Origin of the sequence: Streptomyces sp. NPDC046925 (assembly GCF_040644915.1) — a bacterium.
In the GTDB taxonomy this organism is placed as follows: Bacteria; Actinomycetota; Actinomycetes; order Streptomycetales; family Streptomycetaceae; genus Streptomyces.
Map to the genome: position 1 here is coordinate 390,943 of NZ_JBEYWZ010000006.1, position 21,583 is coordinate 412,525.

The window sequence follows — 21,583 nt, forward strand, 5'->3', positions numbered from 1 at the left end:
TCAGAGCACCTTCTTGTCGGTCGGGGCGGCGTCTTCGGTCGCGGTCGGGGGAGTGTCCTCGGGCGAGGGGGCCGGTGGGGCCCCGTCGAACGCATCCTCCTCCGTCGGCGGCCTGCGCAGCAGCGCGATGGACCCCGAGACGGTCGTCGCCCTGAGCTTTCCGCTGCCCGAGCCCAGGCGGCCGGTGATCTTCTTCGCCCCCCACTGGCCGCTGACCCGCAGATCCTCGAACGCGTTGGACACCGCGCCGCTCGCGGTGTTCGCCTCCACGTCCGCGTCCGTCGGGTGCGGGAGCCGGATGGCGATCTCGCCCGAGACGCTCGTCAGACCGATGTCGGTCGGGGTGCCCGCCGGGTCGAGGTCCACGATCATCGAGCCGCTCACCGATTCGGCCCGAACGGAGGAGCCCGCGCCCTCGAAGACCGTCAGGTCCCCGGAAACGGAGTGGAACCGCAGGTCGCCCGCTATGCCCTGGGCCTCGAGGCTGCCCGAGACGGTCTCGGCGCGGACCGGTCCGGAGAGCCCCACGAGGGTCGTGTCGCCGGTGACGCTCTTGACCTCCGTGTGCCCCTCGACTCCCGAGACCACGGCGCCCGCCCCGACCACGCCCACCTCCACGCGGGTGCCCGCGGGGACCGCCAGGGAGATCACCGCGCTGCGGCGCCAGCCCTTGCGGTCGAGCCACTTGAGGAAGCCCTTCCAGGGCAGGTCGTCATAGGCGACGGACAGGGTGCCGTCCGACTGGGTGACCGTCAGCGGCGGCCCGTCGATCTCGGAGACCTCGAGGCGGGCGGAAACTTCGTCGGTGCCCACGACGTTCACCGTTCCGTTGACGACGCGGACGTGGAGCGTGGACACAGGGGCGTCGAACGTGAGCTTCTGTGGCTCGGCGACGGACCACTCCGGCATCGGACCTACCTCCTCTAGCGGGCTGCGGCGAAGAACGAGCAACGCGCCATATCGCGTCTCTGATACACACGATATATCGCGGTCACGGAAAGTCAAGACACCCTCGCTTCTCTGCGCCAAATGCGGTGATTTGACCTAGCGTGGGGCCATGCCGTCCGAAGCTGTCGATCACGCCGCCGGTGCGCTGCTCCTCTGCCGGGCCGCCCCCGACGTGGTCGAGCCCGTCGCCCGCCTGATGCGCGAACGGATGCTGCTCGCCCCGGCGGGTCAGGGCTGGAGCGTGCTCGTGCCCGAGGGCAAGCCCTGGGTGCACGGCGACGAACCGGTGGACCGGGTGCTCACCGGGTGGGCCACCGCGCTCGCCGTCGGGTCGACCTGGCCGGTGCTCGCGCTGTGGTGGGACGCGGACCACGCGGGCTGCACCCTCGCGGCGGGCTTCCGGCGCACCGTCGAATACGTATGGCTGGCGAACGGCACCCCCGTCGGCGAGGACGAGGCACTGCGCACCTTCGCCGCGCGCCTCGGGCTCGACCCCGTCCTGGACGTGCAGTCCCTGGAGCAGCTGGGCCGCCCCGACACGGAGGCCGACGCCAGGGCCCGGCTCCTGGGCCTGGTCGCCGTCCTCGCCCGCGCAGGGGTGGCGCTGCCGGCCGGGCTGGGCCCGGGCGAGCCCGCCGACCGGCTGCGCGCGGTGGCCCGGGTGTCGCCGGGCGTACGGGAGGTCGAGTGGTCGGGCTGGCGGGACGCGGTACGGGCAGAACTCGACGTGGTCGAGCAGGGCCCGCTGGGGCCATGGCTGCGGGGCTCCAGGGCCCGCGCACTGGCCGCGGCACAACTGGCCGCGGGACTCCCGATGGCGGCCTGGGCATGGCGACGCCGCAGCGGCGGCTGGGCCGCGACGGCGGCACTCCTGCTGGTACACGGCTCACTGGGTCTTGCGTACGACAGGGTGCGCGCCTCCGACGGCGGCTTCGGGAGGGGCTGAGCCGCCCCTACTCGTCCTCGTCCTCGTCGTCCAGGCGGGCCAGCCACGTCGCCAGGCGCTCGACCGGGACCTCGAAGTCCGGGTTGAGGTCCACGAAGGTGCGGAGCTGCTCGGCGAGCCACTCGAAGGTGACTTCCTCCTCGCCGCGCCGCTTCTCCAGCTCCTCGATGCCACGGTCGGTGAAGTACAAGACAGGCTCCGCACAGGGGACGTAGGACGGGACGAACGATGTGTTCGGTACGTTCAGGATAAGCCGGTACGGCGGTGGGCCCGGCCCCGGGTGACTGGCACCAGGAGCCGGGCCCACCGACTTAACGGACCGCTCGGGCTTACGCCTCGAACACCTCGCGCAGCAACGCTTCCTGCTCCTGCTCGTGGCGCTTCTTCGAGCCGACCGCCGGGGACGAGCCGTGCGGGCGCGAGATGCGGCGCAGGCGCTCGCCGTGCGGGATGTCCGCGCCGACCGCCAGGTCCAGGTGGTCGATGAGGTTGAGGGCGATGAAGGGCCATGCCCCCTGGTTCGCCGGCTCCTCCTGCGCCCACAGGTACTTCTCGGCGTTCGGGTACTTGGCGATCTCCGCCTGGAGCTCGGCACCCGGCAGCGGGTACAGACGCTCGATGCGGATGATCGCGGTGTCCGTGACCTCGCGCTTCTTCCGCTCGGCCTCGAGGTCGTAGTACAGCTTGCCGGAGCAGAAGACGACCTTGCGGACCGCCGACGCCTCGACCGAGTCGTCGCCGATGACCGGGCGGAAGCCACCCGTCGTGAACTCCTCCGTCTTCGAGGCCGCCGCCTTGAGGCGCAGCATCGACTTCGGGGTGAAGACCACCAGCGGCTTGTGGTGCGGGTTGTGCACCTGCCACCGCAGGAGGTGGAAATAGTTCGACGGCAGGGTCGGCATCGCGACCGTCATGTTGTTCTGCGCGCACAGCTGGAGGAAGCGCTCGATGCGGGCGGACGAGTGGTCCGGGCCCTGGCCCTCGTAGCCGTGCGGGAGCAGCAGCGTGACACCGGAGTGCTGGTTCCACTTCTGCTCGGCGGCCGAGATGTACTCGTCCACCACCGTCTGCGCGCCGTTGACGAAGTCACCGAACTGCGCTTCCCACATCACGAGGGACTCGGGACGGGCCAGGGAGTAGCCGTACTCGAAGCCCATGACCGCGTACTCGGACAGGAGCGAGTCGTAGACGTTGTAGCGGGCCTGGTCCTCGGAGAGGTACAGGAGCGGCGTGAAGTCCTCGCCCGTCTCGCGGTCGATGAGGACCGCGTGACGCTGGCCGAACGTGCCACGGCGCGAGTCCTGGCCCGAGAGCCGGACCGGCGTGCCTTCGAGGAGCAGCGAACCGATGGCGAGGGTCTCGCCCATGCCCCAGTCGATCGTGTCTTCCTCGACCATCGACGCGCGGCGCTGCAGCTGCGGCAGCAGACGCGGGTGGACGGTGACCCGGTCGGGGATGTTGACCTGGGACTCGGCGATCCGCTTGACGACTTCCTGGGTGATCGACGTGTCGACGTTCACCGGGAACTCGGCCTCGGGCGCCGGGACCTCGGCCTCGGCGGGCTGCGAGATGGCCTCGCGGACCTCCGTGAAGACCTTCTCCAGCTGTCCCTGGAAGTCCTGGAGGGCCTGCTCGGCCTCTTCCAGGGTGATGTCGCCGCGACCGATGAGGGACTCGGTGTAGAGCTTGCGCACCGAGCGCTTCTTGTCGATCAGGTCGTACATCAGCGGCTGCGTGAACGCCGGGTTGTCCGACTCGTTGTGACCGCGGCGGCGGTAGCAGATGAGGTCGATCACGACGTCCTTGTTGAACGCCTGACGGAACTCGAACGCGAGCCGCGCGATGCGGACGACGGCCTCGGGGTCGTCGCCGTTCACGTGGAAGATCGGCGCCTCGATCATGCGGGCCACGTCGGTGGCGTACATGGAGGAGCGCGACGACTCCGGGGCGGCGGTGAAGCCGACCTGGTTGTTGATGACGATGTGGACCGTGCCGCCGGTGCGGTAGCCCCTCAGCTGCGACATGTTCAGCGTCTCGGCGACCACACCCTGGCCCGCGAAGGCCGCGTCACCGTGCAGGGCGACGGGCAGGACCGTGAAGTCCGTGCCGCCCTTGTTGATGATGTCCTGCTTGGCGCGGGTGATGCCCTCGATGACCGGGTCGACCGTCTCCAGGTGGGACGGGTTCGCGGCGAGCGAGACCTTGATCTGCTCGCCGTCCAGGCCGGTGAAGGTGCCCTCGGCGCCCAGGTGGTACTTCACGTCGCCGGAGCCGTGCATGGACTTGGGGTCCATGTTGCCCTCGAACTCGCGGAAGATCTGGGCGTACGACTTGCCGACGATGTTCGCCAGGACGTTCAGGCGGCCGCGGTGAGCCATGCCGATGACGACCTCGTCCAGGCGCGACTCGGCGGCGCTGTCGATGACGGCGTCGAGCAGCGGGATGACGGACTCGCCGCCCTCCAGGGAGAAGCGCTTCTGCCCGACGTACTTCGTCTGGAGGAACGTCTCGAAGGCCTCGGCGGCGTTCAGCCGGCGCAGGATGCGCAGCTGCTCCTCGCGCTCGGGCTTCGTGGCGTGGGTGCGCTCGATGCGGTCCTGGAGCCACTTGCGCTGCTTCGGGTCCTGGATGTGCATGAACTCGATGCCGGTGGTGCGGCAGTACGAGTCGCGCAGGACGCCCAGGACGTCGCGCAGCTTCATCATCGACTTGCCGGCGAAGCCGCCGACCGCGAACTCGCGCTCCAGGTCCCACAGGGTGAGGCCGTGCTCGGTGATGTCGAGGTCGGGGTGCTTGCGCTGCTTGTACTCCAGCGGGTCCGTGTCGGCCATGACGTGGCCGCGGACGCGGTAGGAGTGGATCAGCTCGAAGACGCGGGCGGCCTTCGTGACGTCGTCGTCGTGCGAGGCGTCGATGTCCTTGAGCCAGCGGACCGGCTCGTACGGGATGCGCAGCGCCTTGAAGATCTCGTCGTAGAAGTCCTGCTCGCCGAGGAGGAGGTTCGCGACGATCCGCAGGAACTCGCCGGAGGCGGCGCCCTGGATGACCCGGTGGTCGTAGGTCGACGTGAGCGTCATGACCTTCGAGATGCCGAGCTTGTTCAGGGTGTCCTGCGAGGTGCCCTGGAACTCCGCGGGGTAGTCCATCGAGCCGACGCCCATGATGACCGACTGTCCGGGCATCAGGCGGGGGACCGAGTGGACCGTGCCGAGGCCGCCGGGGTTGGTCAGCGAGACCGTCACACCCGTGAAGTCGTCCATGCCGAGCTTGCCGTCGCGAGCGCGGCGGACGATGTCCTCGTAGGCCTGCCAGAACTCGAAGAAGTTCAGCGTCTCGGCCTTCTTGATGCCCGCGACGACCAGCTGGCGGTCGCCGTTGGGCTTCACGAGGTCGATGGCGAGGCCGAAGTTCACGTGCTCCGGCTTGACCAGCGTCGGCTTGCCGTCCTTCTGCACGAAGGAGTAGTTCATCGACGGCATGGCCTTGATGGCCTGCACCATCGCGTACCCGATGAGGTGCGTGAAGGAGATCTTCCCGCCGCGGGCGCGCTTGAGGTGGTTGTTGATGACGATGCGGTTGTCGAAGAGCAGCTTCACCGGGACGGCGCGGACCGACGTGGCCGTCGGGACCTCCACCGAGGCGTTCATGTTCTTCGCGACCGCGGCGGCGGGGCCGCGCAGCGTCACGTACTCGGGTCCTGCCGGGGCCGTGTCGGCGGGGGCCGCGGGCTCCGCCTTGGCGGCGGGCTTCGCGGCCGCGGGCTTCGCGGCGGGGGCCGGTGCGGCAGCCGCGGGCTTCGCAGCAGGGGCTGCGGGCGCGGCGGACGCGGCGGGCTTCGCGGGGGCCGCCGGAGCGGCCGCGGGTGCGGCAGGAGCTGCGGGGGACGTGGTGGCCGCAGCCCCCGCGGCTGCGTCACCCGCCGGCTTGGCCGGGGCAGCGGCAGGTGATGCGCCCGCTGCTCCTGGCTTGTAGTCGGCGAAGAAGTCCCACCAGGCTCGGTCGACCGAATTCGGGTCCTGGAGGTACTGCTGATAGATCTCGTCGACGAGCCACTCATTGGGACCGAAGGCAGCAGCAGGGTCCTTGCCCTGACCGTCTTGGTCGGTCGAGATGCTCGAGCTACTGGGGGACTGTGACGACACGGCGGTAACCGCCCTCTTCCGCTTCACAAGGTGATGGACAGCGGGAATTAAGGCTACGCCTCCATTGCCGCCAGGTGCAGACCGGCCCCGTCATCCGTCGCGTAAGTCACATCGGACGGAAGGTTTCGGCGGCAGAATTGGCGGGAAACAAGCGAGGTTCCGCAACGCGAGATGGCCGCGCGGGCCCTGCCCTGCGCGGCGGCTTCACCCGAGCGCGCTTCCGATGCGCCCGCGAATCGCTTCCGTTTCGAACCCTACGTCAACCTCGTACGTCGGGCAGGCCCGGAAGAGTGACCTGGATGCGGCAGCCGCGAGGGGATTCGGCCACGCCGATGTGCCCGCCGTGCAGATCGACCGCCCAGCGCGCGATGGCGAGCCCGAGCCCGGTTCCGCCGTCGCTGCCGGGGCCCTGCGGGGGGCTGTTCGTGTGGCTGCCGCGGTTGAAGCGCTCGAAGACCCGGTGCCACTCCGACTCCGGGATGCCGGGGCCCTCGTCAAGGACCTCCAGGTCCAGGGACTCGGGGTACAGGCCGCGCCGGGCGCGTACGGTGACGCGGCCGTGTGGCGGGCTGTGCTTGACCGCGTTGTCGATGAGATTGGCCACGACCTGGTGGAGCCGCTCGGCGTCCGCGTGCGCGGTCAGCTCGGGCGGCGTGACGTCCAGGTGCAGGTGCACGTCCGTGCGCGTGTGGCTGCCGGAGCCCGACGCGATGCCCGCGCGGGCGGAGGAGACCATGTTGGCCTCCTTCAGGACGCCCGACAGGTAGGGCCACACCTCGAAGCGGCGGGCCTTCAGCGGCACGACGCCGTTGTCCAGGCGGGAGAGGTCGAGCAGGGTCTCCACGAGCCGCCCCAGGCGCTCCGTCTGCTTCAGGGCCGTGCGCATGGTCTCCGGGTCGGCGGCGGAGACTCCGTCGACGACGTTCTCCAGGACCGCGCGCAGGCCCGCGATGGGGGTGCGCAGCTCGTGCGAGACGTTGGCGACCAGCTCCTTGCGCTGCTGGTCCTGGGCCTCCAGATCGTCCGCCATGCGGTTGATCGTGGTGGCCACGTCGCCCAGCTCGTCGCGCCGGTCGGCGCCGCGCACCCGGCGCGTGTAGTCGCCGTGCGAGACGGCGCGCGCGACGGAGTTCATCTCGTCGAGCGGCGCGGTGAGGCTGTGCGCCACGAACTGCGTGATCAGCAGTGTGGCGATCACCGAGAAGACCGTGATGAACCGCAGCTCGGTCTGTGTCTTCATGGCCACCATCAGCAGGCCGGTGGTGATGAAGACCGAGACGACGACCAGCATGCCGAGCTTGGTCTTGATGGAGAACGGCCGCAGGCCGCCGAAGGGACCACTCATCGGACGGCCCGCCTCACGGGGTCGGGGTCTCCAGGGCGTACCCGACGCCGTGCACCGTACGGATCCGCTCGGCGCCGATCTTCCGGCGCAGTGCCTTGATGTGGCTGTCGACGGTCCGGGTGCCCGACGCGTCCGCCCAGTCCCAGACCTCGGCGAGCAGCTGCTCGCGGGAGAGGACCGCACGCGGCGTGTTGGCCAGGCAGACCAGGAGGTCGAACTCCGTCGGCGTCAGGTGCACGTCCTCGCTGCGGACCCTGACGCGCCGCTGGGCGTGGTCGATCTCCAGCTCGCCGAGCCGCAGGATCCCGCTGCGCGGCGTGGTCGCGGCGAGCGCGGCCCGCTCGACCCGGCGCAGCAGGACGTGCACGCGGGCCGCGAGCTCCCGCATAGAGAACGGCTTGGTCATGTAGTCGTCGGCGCCGACGCCGAGCCCGACCAGCATGTCCGTCTCGTCGTCGCGGGCCGTCAGCATGAGGACGGGAACCGGACGCTGGGCCTGTACCCGACGGCACACTTCAAGCCCGTCGAAGCCCGGCAGCATGATGTCCAGGATCAGCAGGTCGGGCTGCCAAGCCTGTGCGGTGTCGACCGCCGAAGGACCGTCCATCGCCGTTTGCACTACGAAACCCTCGGCGCGTAGCCGGGCGGCGATGGCGTCGACGATCGTCGGGTCGTCCTCGACCACCAGAACCCGGCGCTGGGCGCCTGGCATCGCCGCCGTCGCACCGTTGTGGGAGGTGTGTGTCTGCTCCATCGCCCGCCCCTGACACTGATCGCTTGTGTTCGTGCAGCAGAGTACGGGTCGCGAAGGCACCTCGGCTACGCAGCCCTTACGCCGAGATGAACCACGTCCGGTACGCCTCGGGCAACGGCGATCTCTTCCGTCCGTACCGCCTGGAATCCGGCATTCCGTAGAGCGTCGTCGAAAGCGGACGAGGGCTGGGCGGACCATACGGCGAGCACTCCGCCGGGGTTGAGGTGAGCCTGACAGGCCGCCAGACCGGCGGGAGAATAGAGGGAGTTGTTGTCCTCCGTCACCGTCCAGTCCGGGCCGTTGTCGATGTCCAGGCAGAGCGCGTCGTAGGTTTCCGTGGTGCCGACGCCGGACCCGGGGCCGGACAGATGGACCAGAAGATCTGTGTGCAGGATCTCCGTACGGGGATCGGCGAGCGCGGGGCCCGACAGTCCGGCGAGCGGGGCGTCCGCGCCCGCCCGGTGCCAGTCGATGATGGCCTGCTCCCGCTCCACGACGGCGATACGGCCCCAGCGCGGGTCGGCGGCCGCGTGGGCAAGCGAGAAGCCGACCCCGAGCCCGCCGATCAGCAGCGCGGGCTCCGGACGGCCGTCCAGGGCGTCGTACGCCGCGTCGACGAGCAGTCGTTCCGAGCGGCCGTCCGAGGTGTCCATGAGGAAACAGCCGTTGGCGATGATCTGCAGCAGCGCACCGTGGCGCCGCAGTACGACTTCGCCGTACGGCCCCTCGCGCCGGTCGATGACGACGGGGGCGGTGGTCTGGGTGTGCATGGTCGACAGCGTATGGGTGCGCGGCGAGGGGCGGGGGAAGACTCCGGATGCGCGCTCCGCGACCCCGGACGCGCGTGTGACCTGTGAGGTTGATGTGATTCGCGTCTCACGTGGCTCCGGTCATAGACAACGCCCGAAAAGTCGCCCGAGGGTGGAGTGGACAGAAGGAGCGCCTCAGCGTGAACCGGAGTGCGTCGGCTGCCCCCGCGGCACCCGAGGAGACCGCCCCGCCCGGCCTCGACGGCATCCCGCGCCAGCGGAAGCCCGGAGAGCCGGCCGCCCCCGCCGGGGCGGAGTGCGCGGCTACCGCGGTCGAGGGCGTCCGTCTCGGCCGTCCGGGCCGGATGGGCCGTCTGAGCCGGCTGCGCCCCTGGCGCCTGCTGCCCACTCCCGTGGGTACGCCCTTCACGTTCGGCTACGCCGCGGTCCTCGCCCTGACCTCGCTCCTGGCGCAGTACGCGGACCCGGCGCTCGTCTCGGCCCTGCACCGGCACTCCAGCACGGACGTGGCGCATCTGACGCAGGAGCCGTTCCTCGTCCTGGTGGCCAGTGCGCTGTGGATCGCGGGCGGCATCGCGTCGCCGTACGCGATCGGCTTCCTCCTTGTCCTCACGGCCCTGGAGCGCCGCATAGGTCCGCTGCGCACGGCCGGTGTCTTCCTGCTCGGCCATGTCGTGGCCACCCTCGCGACCGAGGTCCCCGTCGGCCTCTCGGTGCTCGCGGGTCATCTGCCCGACAGCTCCCTGCACCGCCTCGACTACGGGATCAGCTTCGGTGTCGCGGCGAGCGTCGGCGCCCTGGCCGGGCTCTTCAGGCCGTGGCTGCGGTGGCTGGTTCTCGCGGGCTTCGGCGGCATGCTCATCGACGACCTGATCGCCTTCACGGACCCGATGACGAACTGGGGCCATCTGCTCGCCCTGTCGATCGGTGTCGCCACGTGGCCGCTCCTGCGGCGTCGCTCGTACGCGTCCGACCCGCAGATTTAAGCGATCGCTCACAGCGAACATCCCCCGGGGAACATTCATGGACTCACGAGCATTGAGTCCACATAGCTCAACTTGAATGCCGAAGGGGAGATCATGGCTTCTGAGTCCACAGCGTCCACACCACTCACGCTGCCCGTGCTGCCGCTCGACGACGAGGTTGTCCTGCCCGGCATGGTGGTTCCGTTCGACCTGTCCGACGCCGATGTGCGTGCCGCCGTGGAGGCAGCCCAGGCGGACGCACGCTCCCGTGGGAGCAGCAAGCCGCAGGTCCTTCTTGTTCCGCGCATCGACGGTACGTACGCCGCGACCGGCGTCCTCGGCACCGTCGAGCAGGTCGGCCGTCTCTCCGACGGAGACCCCGGCGCCCTCATCCGCGGCCGTTCCCGGGTGCGCATCGGCGCCGGGACGACCGGCCCCGGTGCCGCGCTCTGGGTGGAGGGCACCAAGGTCGACGAGACCGTGCCCGACCCTCTGCCCGGCGCTGTCACCGAGCTGGTCAAGGAGTACAAGGCCCTCGCCACCAGCTGGCTGAAGAAGCGCGGGGCCTGGCAGGTCGTCGACCGCGTCACGCAGATCGACGACGTCTCCGCCCTTGCCGACAATTCCGGTTACTCGCCCTTCCTCTCCACCGAGCAGAAGATCGCGCTCCTGGAGACCGACGACCCGGCGGCCCGCCTGAAGCTCGCCACCGAACAGCTGCGCGAGCACCTTGCCGAGCAGGACGTCGCCGAGTCCATCGCCAAGGACGTACAGGAAGGCGTCGACAAGCAGCAGCGCGAGTTCCTGCTGCGGCGCCAGCTCGACGCCGTGCGCAAGGAACTGCGCGAGATCAACGGCGAGCAGGACGGTGAGGAGTCCGACGACTACCGCACCCGCGTCGAAGCCGCCGACCTCCCGGAGAACGTGCGCGAGGCCGCCCTCAAGGAAGTCGACAAGCTGGAGCGCTCCAGCGACCAGTCGCCCGAGGGCTCCTGGATCAGGACCTGGCTGGACACCGTCCTCGAACTGCCCTGGAACGAGCGGACCGAGGACGCGTACGACATCAAGGGCGCCCAGAACGTCCTCGACGCCGAACACGCGGGCTTGGAGGACGTGAAGGAGCGCATCACCGAGTACCTCGCGGTGCGCAAGCGGCGCGCCGACCGCGGCCTCGGGGTCGTCGGCGGCCGTCGCGGCGGCGCGGTCCTCGCCCTGGTGGGCCCTCCGGGCGTCGGTAAGACGAGCCTCGGCGAGAGCGTCGCGCACGCCATGGGCCGCAAGTTCGTGCGGGTCGCGCTCGGCGGCGTACGCGACGAGGCGGAGATCCGCGGACACCGTCGTACGTACGTGGGTGCGCTGCCCGGACGCATCGTGCGGGCCATCAAGGAGGCCGGGTCCATGAACCCGGTGGTGCTCCTGGACGAGATCGACAAGGTGGGCTCCGACTTCCGCGGCGACCCGGCCGCGGCCCTGCTCGAAGTCCTCGACCCGGCGCAGAACCACACCTTCCGCGACCACTACCTGGAGGTCGAGCTCGACCTGAGCGACGTGGTCTTCCTGGCCACGGCGAACGTCCTGGAATCCATCCCCGAGGCGCTGCTCGACCGCATGGAGCTGGTGCGCCTCGACGGATACACCGAGGACGAGAAGGTCGTCATCGCCCGCGACCACCTGCTCCCGCGCCAGCTGGAGCGGGCCGGTCTGGAGACGGACGAGGTGACCCTGGACGAGAGCGCGCTGCGCAAGCTCGCGGGGGAGTACACCCGGGAAGCGGGCGTACGGAACCTGGAGCGGTCCGTGGCACGGCTGCTCCGCAAGGTCGCGGCCAAGCACGAACTGGGCGAGCAGGAGCTGCCGTACACCGTCGGCGAGGACGATCTGCGCGGCCTGATCGGGCGCCCGCACCACGTGCCCGAGTCGGCGCAGGACCCGGCCGAGCGGCGCACGGCGGTGCCGGGCGTGGCCACCGGCCTCGCGGTCACCGGCGCGGGAGGTGACGTCCTGTTCGTGGAGGCGTCGCTCGCCGACCCGGAGACGGGAGCCTCCGGGCTCACCCTCACCGGCCAGCTCGGCGACGTCATGAAGGAGTCGGCGCAGATCGCGCTGAGCTTCCTGCGCTCGCACGGCGCCGAACTGGAGCTTCCGGTGGGTGACCTGAAGGAGCGGGGCGTCCACGTCCACTTCCCGGCGGGCGCCGTCCCCAAGGACGGGCCGAGCGCGGGCGTCACGCTGACGACCGCCCTCGCGTCGCTGCTCAGCGGCCGTCTCGTCCGGACGGACGTGGCCATGACCGGTGAGGTCTCGCTGACCGGGCGCGTCCTGCCGATCGGCGGCGTCAAGCAGAAGCTGCTCGCCGCGCACCGCGCCGGGATCACCACGGTGATCATCCCGAAGCGGAACGAGGCGGACCTGGACGACGTCCCGGCGGAGATCCTGGAGAAGCTGGACGTGCACCCGGTGACGGATGTCCGTCAGGTGCTCGACCTGGCGCTGACCGAGGCCGAGGTGAGGATTCCGGCCGCCGCGTGACGGAGGCGGCCGGTGCGTGAGGGCCCGGGACCCCGGGAAGGGTTCCGGGCCCTCGTGCGCACCGGGGCGGCGAGGGGGTGCTCAGCCGTTGGCGAGCGCCTTCACCCGGTCGAGCGCGCCGTTGAACTTGTTGTGGTCCCCGACCGTCGGGCCCGTGGAGGTGTACTGCCACATCGTGTGGAAGCCCCATCCGGCGGGCAGCTCGCCCGGAGAGGTGTTGTAGCGGGCGATCCAGAGCGGGTTGTTGGCCGCGAAGCCGCCGTAGTTGCCGGTGCACTGCTTCCACCAGCTGGTGGCCGTGTAGATCACCGCGTCGCGTCCGGTGCGCGCCTTGTACTGGTTCAGGAAGTCACGGATCCAGGTGACCATCGCGGACTGGGACTTGCCGAAGCAGGCCGCCCCGTACGGGTTCCACTCGATGTCGAGCGCGCCGGGCAGCGTCCTGCCGTCGCGCGACCAGCCGCCGCCGTTGTCCACGAAGTAGTTGGCCTGCGTGGCGCCGCTCGTCGTGTCGGGCGTCGCGAAGTGGTAGGCGCCGCGGATCATGCCCACGTTGTACGAGCCGTTGTACTGCTGGGCGAAGTAGGGGTTCTTGTAGTACGTGCCCTCGGTGGCCTTCACGTAGGACCACTTCACGCCGCTGTTCCAGAGCGTCGACCAGGCGACGTTGCCCTGGTGGCTGCTGACGTCGACGCCTTCGGTCTGTACGGCGTCACCGCCGGGCGGCAGACTGCCCTGCCCGTCGTGCTCGATGACGCCCTGGCCCATGCGGGCCGTGCCGCGGACCGGTACGTCGTCGCCGCCGGCGGCCTGTGCGGCACCCGGCAGCGTGAGCAGGAGGGAGAGGGCGGAGAGGACTGAGAGCAGGACTGCGGCCGCTGACCAGCGGGAGCGGCGGGGCGTTCCGGGTCTGTGCACGGGCATGAGCGTGCCTCCGTAGGCCTCGGTTGAGCTCGATGGAGCTCGTGGGGGGACCTGCCGACATGTTGTGGTGTGAACATGTCACGCACGACGCTACGCACGTAGACCCGCGCCCGGGAAGAGGGTCCGGTGCCTGCCGTTGGTCTACTCCTGCGGCGGCGTCCGCGGAGTGGGAGCACAGGGCGTTACGAAATACTGGTCGAGCTGCGGCGATGGGCCGACGCGGGCCTCTGCCGCCGTGCGGGGCGGAAAAATTGCCTGATCCGGAAAAGAAAGCGTGCCATGGGTGCTGAAGTGCACGAGGGCGAGAACCACGGTGGATCCGACGTGAACAGGGAGGGTGTGCGGGGAGAGGGCGTGGAACGCCTTGTCGACCGCGAGTTCCTCTCCCTGGAGCGGGAGTTGACGCTGCTCCTGCGCCGGGCGCGGGCCTCGTCCGGCGAGATGGCGCGCCAGGTCCACCCCGACCTGGAGCCCGCCGCGTACGGACTCCTGGTCTGCCTCGACGACTCGGGCCCGCAGCGGGCCACGGATCTCGCCGCGTACATCGGCGTCGGCAAGGCGACGATGAGCCGTCAGCTGCGGGCCCTGGAAGAGCTCGGGCTCGTCGCCCGCGAGCCCGATCCCGCGGACGGGCGCGCCTGGCTGGTCCACCTCACGGCGGAGGGCGCGACCCGGTTCCGTACGGTGCGGGCGGGCCGGCGGGAGCAGTACGTGCGCAAGCTCGCCGGGTGGGACCGGGCGGAGGTGGCGGAACTGGCCCGCCTGCTGCGGCAGCTGAACGAGTCCCCGGAGTCTTGAGGGGCCGCCGGGCCCCGAAGGGGCGCGGGGAACTGCGCGCTCAGCCACGAGGGACCCGCAGGCAACGTCGTGAGGGCCCGGCGCTGCTCGGAGTCACAACTCCGCGTAAACGACAGCCGCGTCGTCGTGTCGCTTCCCGCGAGGGTGCGCCGTGCCCTCGGGGTCCGCTCGTTCCAGTTCCCTTACCCGGTCCACCATGCGCTGCGGCCCCTCCTTGCGCAGGAGCGCCAAGCACTCCGCCCAGTCGCCCTGGCGGAATACCTCGACCCAGCGGCCGACCCCGTCCGTCAGGGCGGCCACCGCGGCAACCTCGGTACGCGGAGACATACCGGTGATCGCCCGCGCCGCCGCCGACGGATCCGCGGCGGCGGTGTGGAAACCGTCCTCGGCGTTCCGCAGCGCCTCGACCGCGGCGCCGTACCCCCGGCCCGCCTCCGCGCGTTCGGCGGAACCCAGTGGCAGTGCGCGGACCGCGGCGCGCAGCTCACCGATCCTCGGCGGCAGCTCCGCGAGGCGCTCGTCGAGCACCGGGGTGACCTGGCCGTCCGGGCCTGCGAGGAGGAGCGCGGAGTCGGACAGGACCAGGTGCTCGACCTGCTCGTCGTCCCAACGCACCAGAACCACGGTTGCCTGAGGGGTGCGCGGGTGAGAAAGGTCACAGGTCTGGCGGTGGGCGTCGGCGGTGCGCGAGATTGCCGCCGCGAGAATCCCGGAGAGCGTCATATCCCGTCGTGAAACGGACAGTTCCCCCAGTGCGCCCCCGAGTCGCGCGGTGAACCACGGGACGGAATGCAGACAGCCGACGTCCCCGGCGGGCGGAGTCACTCCGTCCAGAAGGACGAGCGATCCGCCCTGTCCGGATGCGGGAAGCATGACCGCCGCATAGTCCTCGTTGGGGCGTGCGGGGTCTCCGGGCTCGGTGGCCAGTTCGATGCGCATTCAGCCAGTCTGCACGAGGCCTTCACAAGGTCCTCCGAGAGCCGCAAAAAAGCCGGGGGTTGACCCGGACCAGCAGGTCAGACGCCGGATTTCAGTCGGAATGATCGCTTCCAGCCGCGTGTGGCGGCGCATCCTGCCAAAGCCTGCGGTCGACGTCCAACCGGCGCTCCGCGGCGGAGACTTTCGGCCCCGGCCGGGACTTGCTCGCCAACTCCCCGCCGATGTTCACTCCTTCGGGTGGCCAGGCATGTGATGCACGACTGCCACCCATCGGCACTGGAAGGGTCTGGAGCCGTACCGGGGGGCTCGTGCGTTGACGAATCGTCACCCGGGCCCATGGGCAGACGAAAAACAAGAATGCGAGCACCGGTGCAGAAGATGCGGCCTGGGCGCAAGGGCAAGCAGACGACTCCCGAAGGAGCCACGCCGGGCGCGACCACTCCTACAGAGCGCACGCCCGAGCACACGGCGGGAGAGAACCCGACGCAAGGGAACCCGACGCCGGGCAGCCCGACGCCGGGAAACCCGACGCCCGAGAACACGGCGGGAGAGCCGAACGCCCCCGGCGTGACGGCTCCTGACGGACCGAAGCCCGCGGCGAACCCCGCCGGCAAAGGCCCCTCGAAGCCCCCGGCTCCCGCGAAGTCCGTCAACTCCAAGCCCACCGCGCGCGTACGCAATCGGCTGATCGTCGCCGTCGCCGTCGTGGCCGCCGCGATAGCCGGTGCCGGAGCGCCCGCCATCGTCGCCGCCTCCGGGCAGCTGAGCGACGCGCAGCGTCTGGTGACCCTCGCCGAGCACACGCGGGACGCCGTGTCCCTCGGCCACTCGCTGGCCGACGAACGCGACGAGGTCACCTCCTTCATCGCGGCGGGCCGCCCGCAGGGCCAGGGGCTCTCCGAGAGCCGCAGCGCCCGCGTCGACCGCCAGATCGACGAGCTGCGCACGGCCGACGCCCCGGCGGCCCTGCGCAAGGACCTCGCCGACATCGGTGCCGTACGCCGAGCGGCGCTCACCGGCAAGAGCAGTGCTCTGGAAGCCCACACCGCGTACTCGGCCGTCATCACCGAACTGCACGGCCTCACCCGCGAACTCGCCGAGCAGACCCCGCCCCGCGCGGGCTCCGGCGGCTACGCCCTCTCCGACCTCGACCACGCCGTCGAACAGGCGGCGAGCGCCCGCGGCCTGCTCCTGGCCGCCCTCTCCGTACCGCGCTCCACGGAGACGAGCACCTCCGTCGACCCCGTCACCGGCCTGCCCACCACAGTGGTCGACGAGTCGCCCGCCGCGGCGCGGGCCCGTGACGCCCTCAGCGCCGCGGGCCAGCAGGCCCACATCCGCGGACAGGCCGCCGTCGCCGACTTCCGGGACGCGGCCACGGACGGCGCCCGCGGCACGTACGACTCGACGGTCACGGGCAGCGAGGTGACGACGGCCGAGAAGTACCTCTCCCGCCTCACCGACCAGCCCACGCTCTCCACCGCCGAGCGCGGCTACGACCGCAAGAAGATCGACACCGCGCTCTCCGCCCGCATCGAGATGATGCGCGGCGCCGAGTCCGCGCTCATCGTGCAGCGCACCAAGGACCTCGCCGACCTGCGCGACGAGGACGTCACGGCCCTCGAGATCCGCATAGCGCTCGTCGGCGTCACGCTGCTCGTGGCGGTCGGCGTCTCCATGGCGATGGCCCGCAGCCTGACCCGGCCGCTCGCCGTCCTGCGCATCGGCTCGGCCCGCCTCGCCACCGAGCCCGCGCCGCAGGAGCCCATCCGCTTCACCGGCCGCGACGACGAGTTCGCCCAGGTCGTACGGTCCGTCAACGCCCTGCACGAGCACGCGGCCGCCCTCACCGAGCGCCTGACCACGCTCGAAGCCGACCGCAAGCACCTCATCGGCAAGCGCCAGGCCATGGCAGACGAGCGCGAGAAGCTGCGCGCCGAACTCGCCGAGGCGGCCGCCCACCTGGAGCAGGTGCGCCAGTCCATCCACGGCACGTTCGTGAACCTCGCCCTGCGCACCCTCGGCCTGGTGGAACGGCAGCTCGCCGTCATCGAGAACCTGGAGGAGCGCGAGCAGGACCCCGACCGCCTCGCCACGCTCTTCAAGCTCGACCACTTCGCCACGGTCATGCGCCGCCACAGCGAGAACCTCCTGGTCCTCGCCGGTGCCGAGCACGGCCACCAGCACCCCGGCCCGGTCCCGCTGGTCGACGTCGTACGCGCCGCCGTCAGCGAGATCGAGCGGTACGAGCGGGTACGCATCGCCACCCTGCCGCCGCACGCGCACGTCGCGGGCTTCGCCGCGGACGACATCAGCCACCTGGTCGCCGAGCTCCTGGAGAACGCGACCTCGTTCTCGCCGCCGGACGCCTCCGTCGAGGTCTCCGGCTGGCTCCTGGAGGGCGGCGAGGTCATGCTCTCCGTGCAGGACGAGGGCATAGGTGTCACGCCGGACCGCATGGAGGAGCTCAACTCCCGCCTCGCGGACTTCCGTCCGGACGACGCGTACGACCAGGAGAGCGGGGACGGGCTCGGGCTCGGCCTCTACGTCGTGGCCCGGCTCGCCGCGCGGCACGGGGCGCGGGTGCGGCTGCGCGAGCAGAAGCAGGGCGGCATCGCGGCCGTCGTGGTCCTGCCGAAGTCGATCCTGGCCGCCGCGCCCGCGGTGGGGACGCCGCCGGTGGGTGTTCCGGTCGCCGGAGCGGCGCCCGCGATGCATCTGCCGGGCTCCGAGGCCGAGGCGAACTCCAATGTGCTGCCGGGGCGCGCGTCGGGCACGGTCGCCGTGGCGGCCGGTGAGGATCCGCTGATCGCGGCCGCGGAGCACGCGGTACGGGAAGCCGACGCGGAGCCGGAGCCGGAACCTGAGACCGGCCCCGAGCCGGATTCTGTCCCCGAGCCCGAGCCCGAGCCCGAGGCCTCGCCCGAAACGACCATGGAGCTGACCCCTCCGGCAGTCCCCGAGGCCCCGGCACCCGGCGCGCAGCGGGAAGAAGAGCCCGCGCCCGCCCAAGAGGAAGAACCCGCCCCCGGGGAAGAGCCGGCCCCCGCCCCCAAGTGGGAGCGCGTGACCGACAAGGGACTTCCCAAGCGCACGCCCAAGATCACCGCGCCCGAGCCCGCCGTGCCCAAGGCGCGCGGCGGCTCCGTCGACGCCGAAGCGCTGCGCAAGCGCCTCGGCGGCTTCCACCAGGGAGCCATCAGCGGCCGCCGTGACGTCGAGGCCGAGCTGAACGAACGCGGCGAACACACCGCTGAATCCGCAGAGACCGCAGGGACCGAAAACAACATGGGGGACACAGTCGAGGAGGCAAGTAGTTGACTGCGCCCATGCGCTCACCCGGTTCTTCCACCGGAAGCAGTACTTCCACCGCCGGTGAGAGATCCGTCGGGTTCGGACTGAGCAGCGAAGCACGCAACCTGCACTGGCTGCTCACGAACCTCGTCGAGGAGGTGCCGGGCCTGCTTTCGGTCGCGGTGGTCTCCTCCGACGGACTGCTCCTGCTCTCCTCCGACCCCGCTCGGAACAACGAAGAGGCGGTCGACAACAGTTCGGGCCCCAGAGGTTCGAGCGCGGACCTCGCCACCATCGTGTCCGGCCTCGGCTCCCTGTGTATCGGCGCCTCCAAGCTGATGGACTCCGGACCGGTCAAGCAGACCGTCGTCGCCATGGAGGAGGGCAGCCTCTTCGTGATGTCGATCAGTGACGGTTCGCTGCTCGGCGTGCACGCCACCCCGGACTGCGACATGAGCGTCGTCGCGTACCACATGGCGCTCTTCGTCGGCCGCGCCGGGCATGTCCTCACCCCCGAACTCCGCAGTGAGCTGCGCCAGTCGATGGAGAGCGTCCGATGAGCAGTAAGCCCGGCAAGCTGCCCCAGCGGGGCGGCGACCGCAAACCCGCCCGAGTACGCCCGTACTCGCTCACCGGCGGCCGCACCCGCTTCGGTCACGTCCTGCTCGTCGAGACGTTCGTGGCCGCCCTCGAAGCTCCCGAGGAGCGCCGCGAACTGCCGCAGGGCAATGCCATCGCCCGCGTCATGCCGGAGATGCGGGCCATCGTCGAGATCTGCCGCCGTATGCGTACGGTCGCGGAGATCGCCGCGCTTTTGAAGATGCCGCTCGGCGTGGTCCGCGTACTGCTCAGCGACCTCGCAGACCAGGGAAAGATCCGCGTGTACGGAACGGGCCACGGCCCGGGACAGCCGGACCGCGCGCTGCTGGAAAGGGTGCTCAGTGGCCTCCGCCGTCTCTGACCTGCGTCACCCGGGCCCCGACCCGGACGAGAACCTCCAAGCCTGGCAGACGGACCGTACCCGGGCCCCGATCGCGACGAAGATCGTGGTCGCGGGCGGGTTCGGCGTCGGCAAGACGACCCTGGTCACGGCCGTCTCCGAGATCACGCCCCTCCAGACGGAGGCGCTGATGACGCAGGCGAGCGAGGACACGGACGACCTCACGTCGACCCCGGACAAGACCACGACCACGGTCGCCATGGACTTCGGCCGGATCACGCTCGACGACGACCTGGTGCTCTACCTCTTCGGTACGCCCGGGCAGCAGCGCTTCTGGTTCATGTGGGACGACCTGGTGCGCGGCGCGATCGGCGCCGTCGTCCTCGCCGACACCCGCAGGCTGCCCGACTGCTTCCCCGCGCTCGACTACTTCGAGAGCTGCGGTCTTCCGTACATCGTGGCCGTCAACCACTTCGACGGGACCGAGGAGTTCGAGCCCGCGGACGTCCGCGAGGCACTGACGATCCCGCCGCACATACCGGTGCTGATCATGGACGCGCGGCAGCGGATCTCGGTGATCGAGTCGCTGCTCTCGCTGGTGGGCCACGCCCTTGAAGCATCCCCCGAATAGTTTTTTGCTTGAGCAGTAGGAGAAGTTGCCGCATGCGGAAGATACTCGTCGTCGGAGCCGGTCAGGCCGGGCTCCAGATAGCTCTCGGACTCCAGTCGCAGGGGTACGAGGTCACCCTGATGTCCAACCGCACGGCGGACGAGGTCAGGTCCGGCCGTGTGATGTCCACGCAGTGCATGTTCCACACCGCACTGCAGCACGAGCGCGACCTCCAGCTGAACTTCTGGGAGTCGCAGGCGCCGAAGATCGAGGGCCTCGGCGTCTCGGTCGCGGGCCCCGATTCCTCCCGCGTCGTCGACTGGGTCGGCAAGCTGGACGGGTTCGCCCAGTCCGTCGACCAGCGCGTGAAGATGGCGGGCTGGATGGAGACGTTCGCGCAGCGGGGCGGCCAGCTGGTCATCCACGGCGCGGCGGTCTCGGACCTCGACTACTTCTCCCGCACCTACGACCTGGTGCTCGTCTCCGCGGGCAAGGGCGAGCTCGTCTCGATGTTCGAGCGGGACGCCTCGCGCTCCCCGTACGACGCGCCGCAGCGTGCGCTCGCCGTCGCGTACGTCCACGGGATGGGAGTACGGCCCGAGCACCCCGAGTTCGACGCCGTGCGGTGCAACCTCGTGCCGGGTGTGGGCGAGCTCTTCGTCATGCCGACGCTGACCACGTCCGGACGTGCGGACATCCTCTTCTGGGAGGGTGTGCCCGGCGGCCCGCTCGACGTCTTCAAGGGGGTCAAGGACCCCTCCGAGCACCTGTCGCTGACGCTGGAGCTCATGGAGAAGTACACGCCGTGGGAGTACGCGCGGGCGACCAAGGTCGAGCTGACGGACGCGGGCGGCACGCTGGCCGGGCGTTACGCCCCGACCGTGCGTAATCCGATCGGGCGGCTGCCGGGCGGCGGGGCCGTCCTCGGCGTCGCCGACGTGGTCGTCGCGAACGACCCGATCACGGGGCAGGGCTCCAACTCGGCGTCCAAGTGCGCCGCCGCGTACCTCTCCTCGATCGTCTCCCACGGCGACAAGCCGTTCGACGAGGAGTGGATGCAGTCCACGTTCGACCGGTACTGGGAGACGGCGCAGCACGTCACCAAGTGGACGAACGCGATGCTGTCGCCGCCGCCGGAGCACGTCCTGAACCTGATCGGCGCGGCGGGCCAGCTCCAGCCGGCGGCGGACCGCTTCGCGAACGGCTTCAACGACCCGGCGGACTTCGAGAACTTCTTCTATGAGCCGGAGAAGACGGGGGCGTACCTGGCCTCTATCTCCGGCGCCTGACGGTCTTCTGACCTGCGGTGTAGTCGTCGTCCTTGGTCGTCGTTGGCCATCGTGGGCCGCCCTTTGACGGCCCAGAGACGGCCCGACTTTCGCTCGGCTGAGCTGCGGCTCCTGCCCCCTGTTCGGGATTCCGGCTGTGGGTTGGCGGGCAACGATGCGGTGTCGGGACCGGTTCACCAAGAAGGGGCAGCACCCTGTGCGGGGAGCTGCCCCTTCGCGCATTCTCTGCGGAGACTGTCAAGGGAAGCCGCTGACCAGGTCAAACAGCGTTTGCTGGCGTTGGCTGCCGTTGAACCCGCCTGAAACTGTTGTGCCCTCGATGTGTCCTCTAGGCGGGGCTAGGCCGGTACGGCACGGGCGCGGGGCCGACACGTGCAGCTCGCGAATCCG

17 protein-coding genes are annotated in these 21,583 nt (G+C 70.4%); 9 read left to right on the forward strand and 8 right to left on the reverse strand.

Annotation, left to right across the window (positions count from 1 at the left end):
- The gene (locus tag ABZ906_RS26180) at nt 1-909 is read right to left on the reverse strand and encodes a DUF4097 family beta strand repeat-containing protein (RefSeq protein ID WP_361386461.1); all 909 of its coding nucleotides are present in this window, start codon (nt 907-909) and stop codon (nt 1-3) included.
- Nucleotides 910-1,057: 148 nt separating this feature from the next.
- Between ABZ906_RS26180 and ABZ906_RS26185 the strand changes: the two genes are divergently transcribed.
- Nucleotides 1,058-1,894 carry a hypothetical protein gene (locus tag ABZ906_RS26185; protein ID WP_361386464.1) on the forward strand — a complete coding sequence of 279 codons (837 nt, stop codon included), beginning with the start codon at nt 1,058-1,060 and terminating at the stop codon, nt 1,892-1,894.
- A gap of 7 nt (nt 1,895-1,901) precedes the next feature.
- Here the strand turns inward: ABZ906_RS26185 and ABZ906_RS26190 are convergent, their stop codons facing one another.
- The 5 genes from ABZ906_RS26190 to ABZ906_RS26210 all read right to left on the reverse strand — a co-directional run bounded on the left by ABZ906_RS26190 (nt 1,902) and on the right by ABZ906_RS26210 (nt 8,905).
- Nucleotides 1,902-2,084 (reverse strand): DUF6104 family protein, encoded by a 183-nt coding sequence (locus ABZ906_RS26190; protein ID WP_003961784.1) that lies wholly within the window; start codon nt 2,082-2,084, stop codon nt 1,902-1,904.
- A gap of 139 nt (nt 2,085-2,223) precedes the next feature.
- The gene (locus ABZ906_RS26195; RefSeq protein ID WP_361386466.1) at nt 2,224-6,036 is read right to left on the reverse strand and encodes a multifunctional oxoglutarate decarboxylase/oxoglutarate dehydrogenase thiamine pyrophosphate-binding subunit/dihydrolipoyllysine-residue succinyltransferase subunit; all 3,813 of its coding nucleotides are present in this window, start codon (nt 6,034-6,036) and stop codon (nt 2,224-2,226) included.
- 259 nt (nt 6,037-6,295) lie between these two features.
- Nucleotides 6,296-7,381 carry a HAMP domain-containing sensor histidine kinase gene (locus tag ABZ906_RS26200; protein WP_361181511.1) on the reverse strand — a complete coding sequence of 362 codons (1,086 nt, stop codon included), beginning with the start codon at nt 7,379-7,381 and terminating at the stop codon, nt 6,296-6,298.
- A gap of 13 nt (nt 7,382-7,394) precedes the next feature.
- Entirely contained in the window at nt 7,395-8,135 is a 741-nt protein-coding gene (locus tag ABZ906_RS26205) for a response regulator transcription factor (RefSeq protein WP_190081978.1), read from the reverse strand.
- A gap of 65 nt (nt 8,136-8,200) precedes the next feature.
- Nucleotides 8,201-8,905, reverse strand: a complete 705-nt coding sequence (locus ABZ906_RS26210) for a spermidine synthase (RefSeq protein ID WP_361181509.1) — start codon at nt 8,903-8,905, stop codon at nt 8,201-8,203.
- Between the two features lie 179 nt (nt 8,906-9,084).
- Here ABZ906_RS26210 and ABZ906_RS26215 point away from each other — a divergent pair, with 179 nt between their 5' ends.
- Together ABZ906_RS26215 and lon are read left to right on the forward strand one after the other, a co-directional pair.
- Nucleotides 9,085-9,891 carry a rhomboid-like protein gene (locus ABZ906_RS26215; protein WP_361386470.1) on the forward strand — a complete coding sequence of 269 codons (807 nt, stop codon included), beginning with the start codon at nt 9,085-9,087 and terminating at the stop codon, nt 9,889-9,891.
- A 93-nt stretch (nt 9,892-9,984) separates the two neighbouring features.
- Nucleotides 9,985-12,399 carry an endopeptidase La gene (lon, locus tag ABZ906_RS26220; protein ID WP_361386473.1) on the forward strand — a complete coding sequence of 805 codons (2,415 nt, stop codon included), beginning with the start codon at nt 9,985-9,987 and terminating at the stop codon, nt 12,397-12,399.
- An 81-nt stretch (nt 12,400-12,480) separates the two neighbouring features.
- On the opposite strand, the gene ABZ906_RS26225 is transcribed toward lon, so the two are convergent.
- Nucleotides 12,481-13,323, reverse strand: coding sequence for a lysozyme (locus ABZ906_RS26225; protein WP_361386476.1), 843 nt, complete (start codon nt 13,321-13,323; stop codon nt 12,481-12,483).
- 279 nt (nt 13,324-13,602) lie between these two features.
- On the opposite strand from ABZ906_RS26225, the gene ABZ906_RS26230 reads away from it, so the two are divergent.
- Nucleotides 13,603-14,121: a MarR family transcriptional regulator gene (locus ABZ906_RS26230; protein ID WP_361181501.1), complete on the forward strand. Its 519-nt coding sequence runs from the start codon at nt 13,603-13,605 to the stop codon at nt 14,119-14,121.
- Nucleotides 14,122-14,214: 93 nt separating this feature from the next.
- Here ABZ906_RS26230 and ABZ906_RS26235 read toward each other — a convergent pair whose 3' ends face one another.
- Complete coding sequence (locus ABZ906_RS26235; protein WP_361386479.1) at nt 14,215-15,060, reverse strand: hypothetical protein; 846 nt, start codon at nt 15,058-15,060, stop codon at nt 14,215-14,217.
- 357 nt (nt 15,061-15,417) lie between these two features.
- Between ABZ906_RS26235 and ABZ906_RS26240 the strand changes: the two genes are divergently transcribed.
- Genes ABZ906_RS26240 through ABZ906_RS26260 form a run of 5 tightly spaced genes read left to right on the forward strand, consistent with a single transcriptional unit; the run spans nt 15,418 to nt 21,193 of the window.
- The gene (locus ABZ906_RS26240; protein WP_361386482.1) at nt 15,418-18,381 is read left to right on the forward strand and encodes a nitrate- and nitrite sensing domain-containing protein; all 2,964 of its coding nucleotides are present in this window, start codon (nt 15,418-15,420) and stop codon (nt 18,379-18,381) included.
- 8 nt (nt 18,382-18,389) lie between these two features.
- Nucleotides 18,390-18,914 carry a roadblock/LC7 domain-containing protein gene (locus ABZ906_RS26245; RefSeq protein WP_361181497.1) on the forward strand — a complete coding sequence of 175 codons (525 nt, stop codon included), beginning with the start codon at nt 18,390-18,392 and terminating at the stop codon, nt 18,912-18,914.
- Nucleotides 18,911-19,315, forward strand: coding sequence for a DUF742 domain-containing protein (locus ABZ906_RS26250; RefSeq protein WP_361181495.1), 405 nt, complete (start codon nt 18,911-18,913; stop codon nt 19,313-19,315). The genes ABZ906_RS26245 and ABZ906_RS26250 overlap by 4 nt, the downstream gene beginning before the upstream one ends.
- Nucleotides 19,296-19,925 carry an ATP/GTP-binding protein gene (locus ABZ906_RS26255; protein WP_361181493.1) on the forward strand — a complete coding sequence of 210 codons (630 nt, stop codon included), beginning with the start codon at nt 19,296-19,298 and terminating at the stop codon, nt 19,923-19,925. Before ABZ906_RS26250 ends, ABZ906_RS26255 begins: the two co-directional genes overlap by 20 nt.
- A 32-nt stretch (nt 19,926-19,957) precedes the next feature.
- The gene (locus ABZ906_RS26260; protein ID WP_361386485.1) at nt 19,958-21,193 is read left to right on the forward strand and encodes a styrene monooxygenase/indole monooxygenase family protein; all 1,236 of its coding nucleotides are present in this window, start codon (nt 19,958-19,960) and stop codon (nt 21,191-21,193) included.
- The last annotated feature ends 390 nt before the right edge of the window (nt 21,194-21,583 follow it).

Coding starts and splice junctions, on each gene's coding strand:
- ABZ906_RS26180 (WP_361386461.1), bottom strand. CDS start 909: ATGCCGGAGTGGTCCGTCGCCGAGCCACAGAAGCTCACGTTCGACGCC.
- ABZ906_RS26185 (WP_361386464.1), top strand. CDS start 1,058: ATGCCGTCCGAAGCTGTCGATCACGCCGCCGGTGCGCTGCTCCTCTGC.
- ABZ906_RS26200 (WP_361181511.1), bottom strand. CDS start 7,381: ATGAGTGGTCCCTTCGGCGGCCTGCGGCCGTTCTCCATCAAGACCAAG.
- ABZ906_RS26205 (WP_190081978.1), bottom strand. CDS start 8,135: ATGGAGCAGACACACACCTCCCACAACGGTGCGACGGCGGCGATGCCA.
- ABZ906_RS26210 (WP_361181509.1), bottom strand. CDS start 8,905: ATGCACACCCAGACCACCGCCCCCGTCGTCATCGACCGGCGCGAGGGG.
- lon (WP_361386473.1), top strand. CDS start 9,985: ATGGCTTCTGAGTCCACAGCGTCCACACCACTCACGCTGCCCGTGCTG.
- ABZ906_RS26225 (WP_361386476.1), bottom strand. CDS start 13,323: ATGCCCGTGCACAGACCCGGAACGCCCCGCCGCTCCCGCTGGTCAGCG.
- ABZ906_RS26230 (WP_361181501.1), top strand. CDS start 13,603: ATGGGTGCTGAAGTGCACGAGGGCGAGAACCACGGTGGATCCGACGTG.
- ABZ906_RS26235 (WP_361386479.1), bottom strand. CDS start 15,060: ATGCGCATCGAACTGGCCACCGAGCCCGGAGACCCCGCACGCCCCAAC.
- ABZ906_RS26240 (WP_361386482.1), top strand. CDS start 15,418: ATGCGAGCACCGGTGCAGAAGATGCGGCCTGGGCGCAAGGGCAAGCAG.
- ABZ906_RS26245 (WP_361181497.1), top strand. CDS start 18,390: ATGCGCTCACCCGGTTCTTCCACCGGAAGCAGTACTTCCACCGCCGGT.
- ABZ906_RS26250 (WP_361181495.1), top strand. CDS start 18,911: ATGAGCAGTAAGCCCGGCAAGCTGCCCCAGCGGGGCGGCGACCGCAAA.
- ABZ906_RS26260 (WP_361386485.1), top strand. CDS start 19,958: ATGCGGAAGATACTCGTCGTCGGAGCCGGTCAGGCCGGGCTCCAGATA.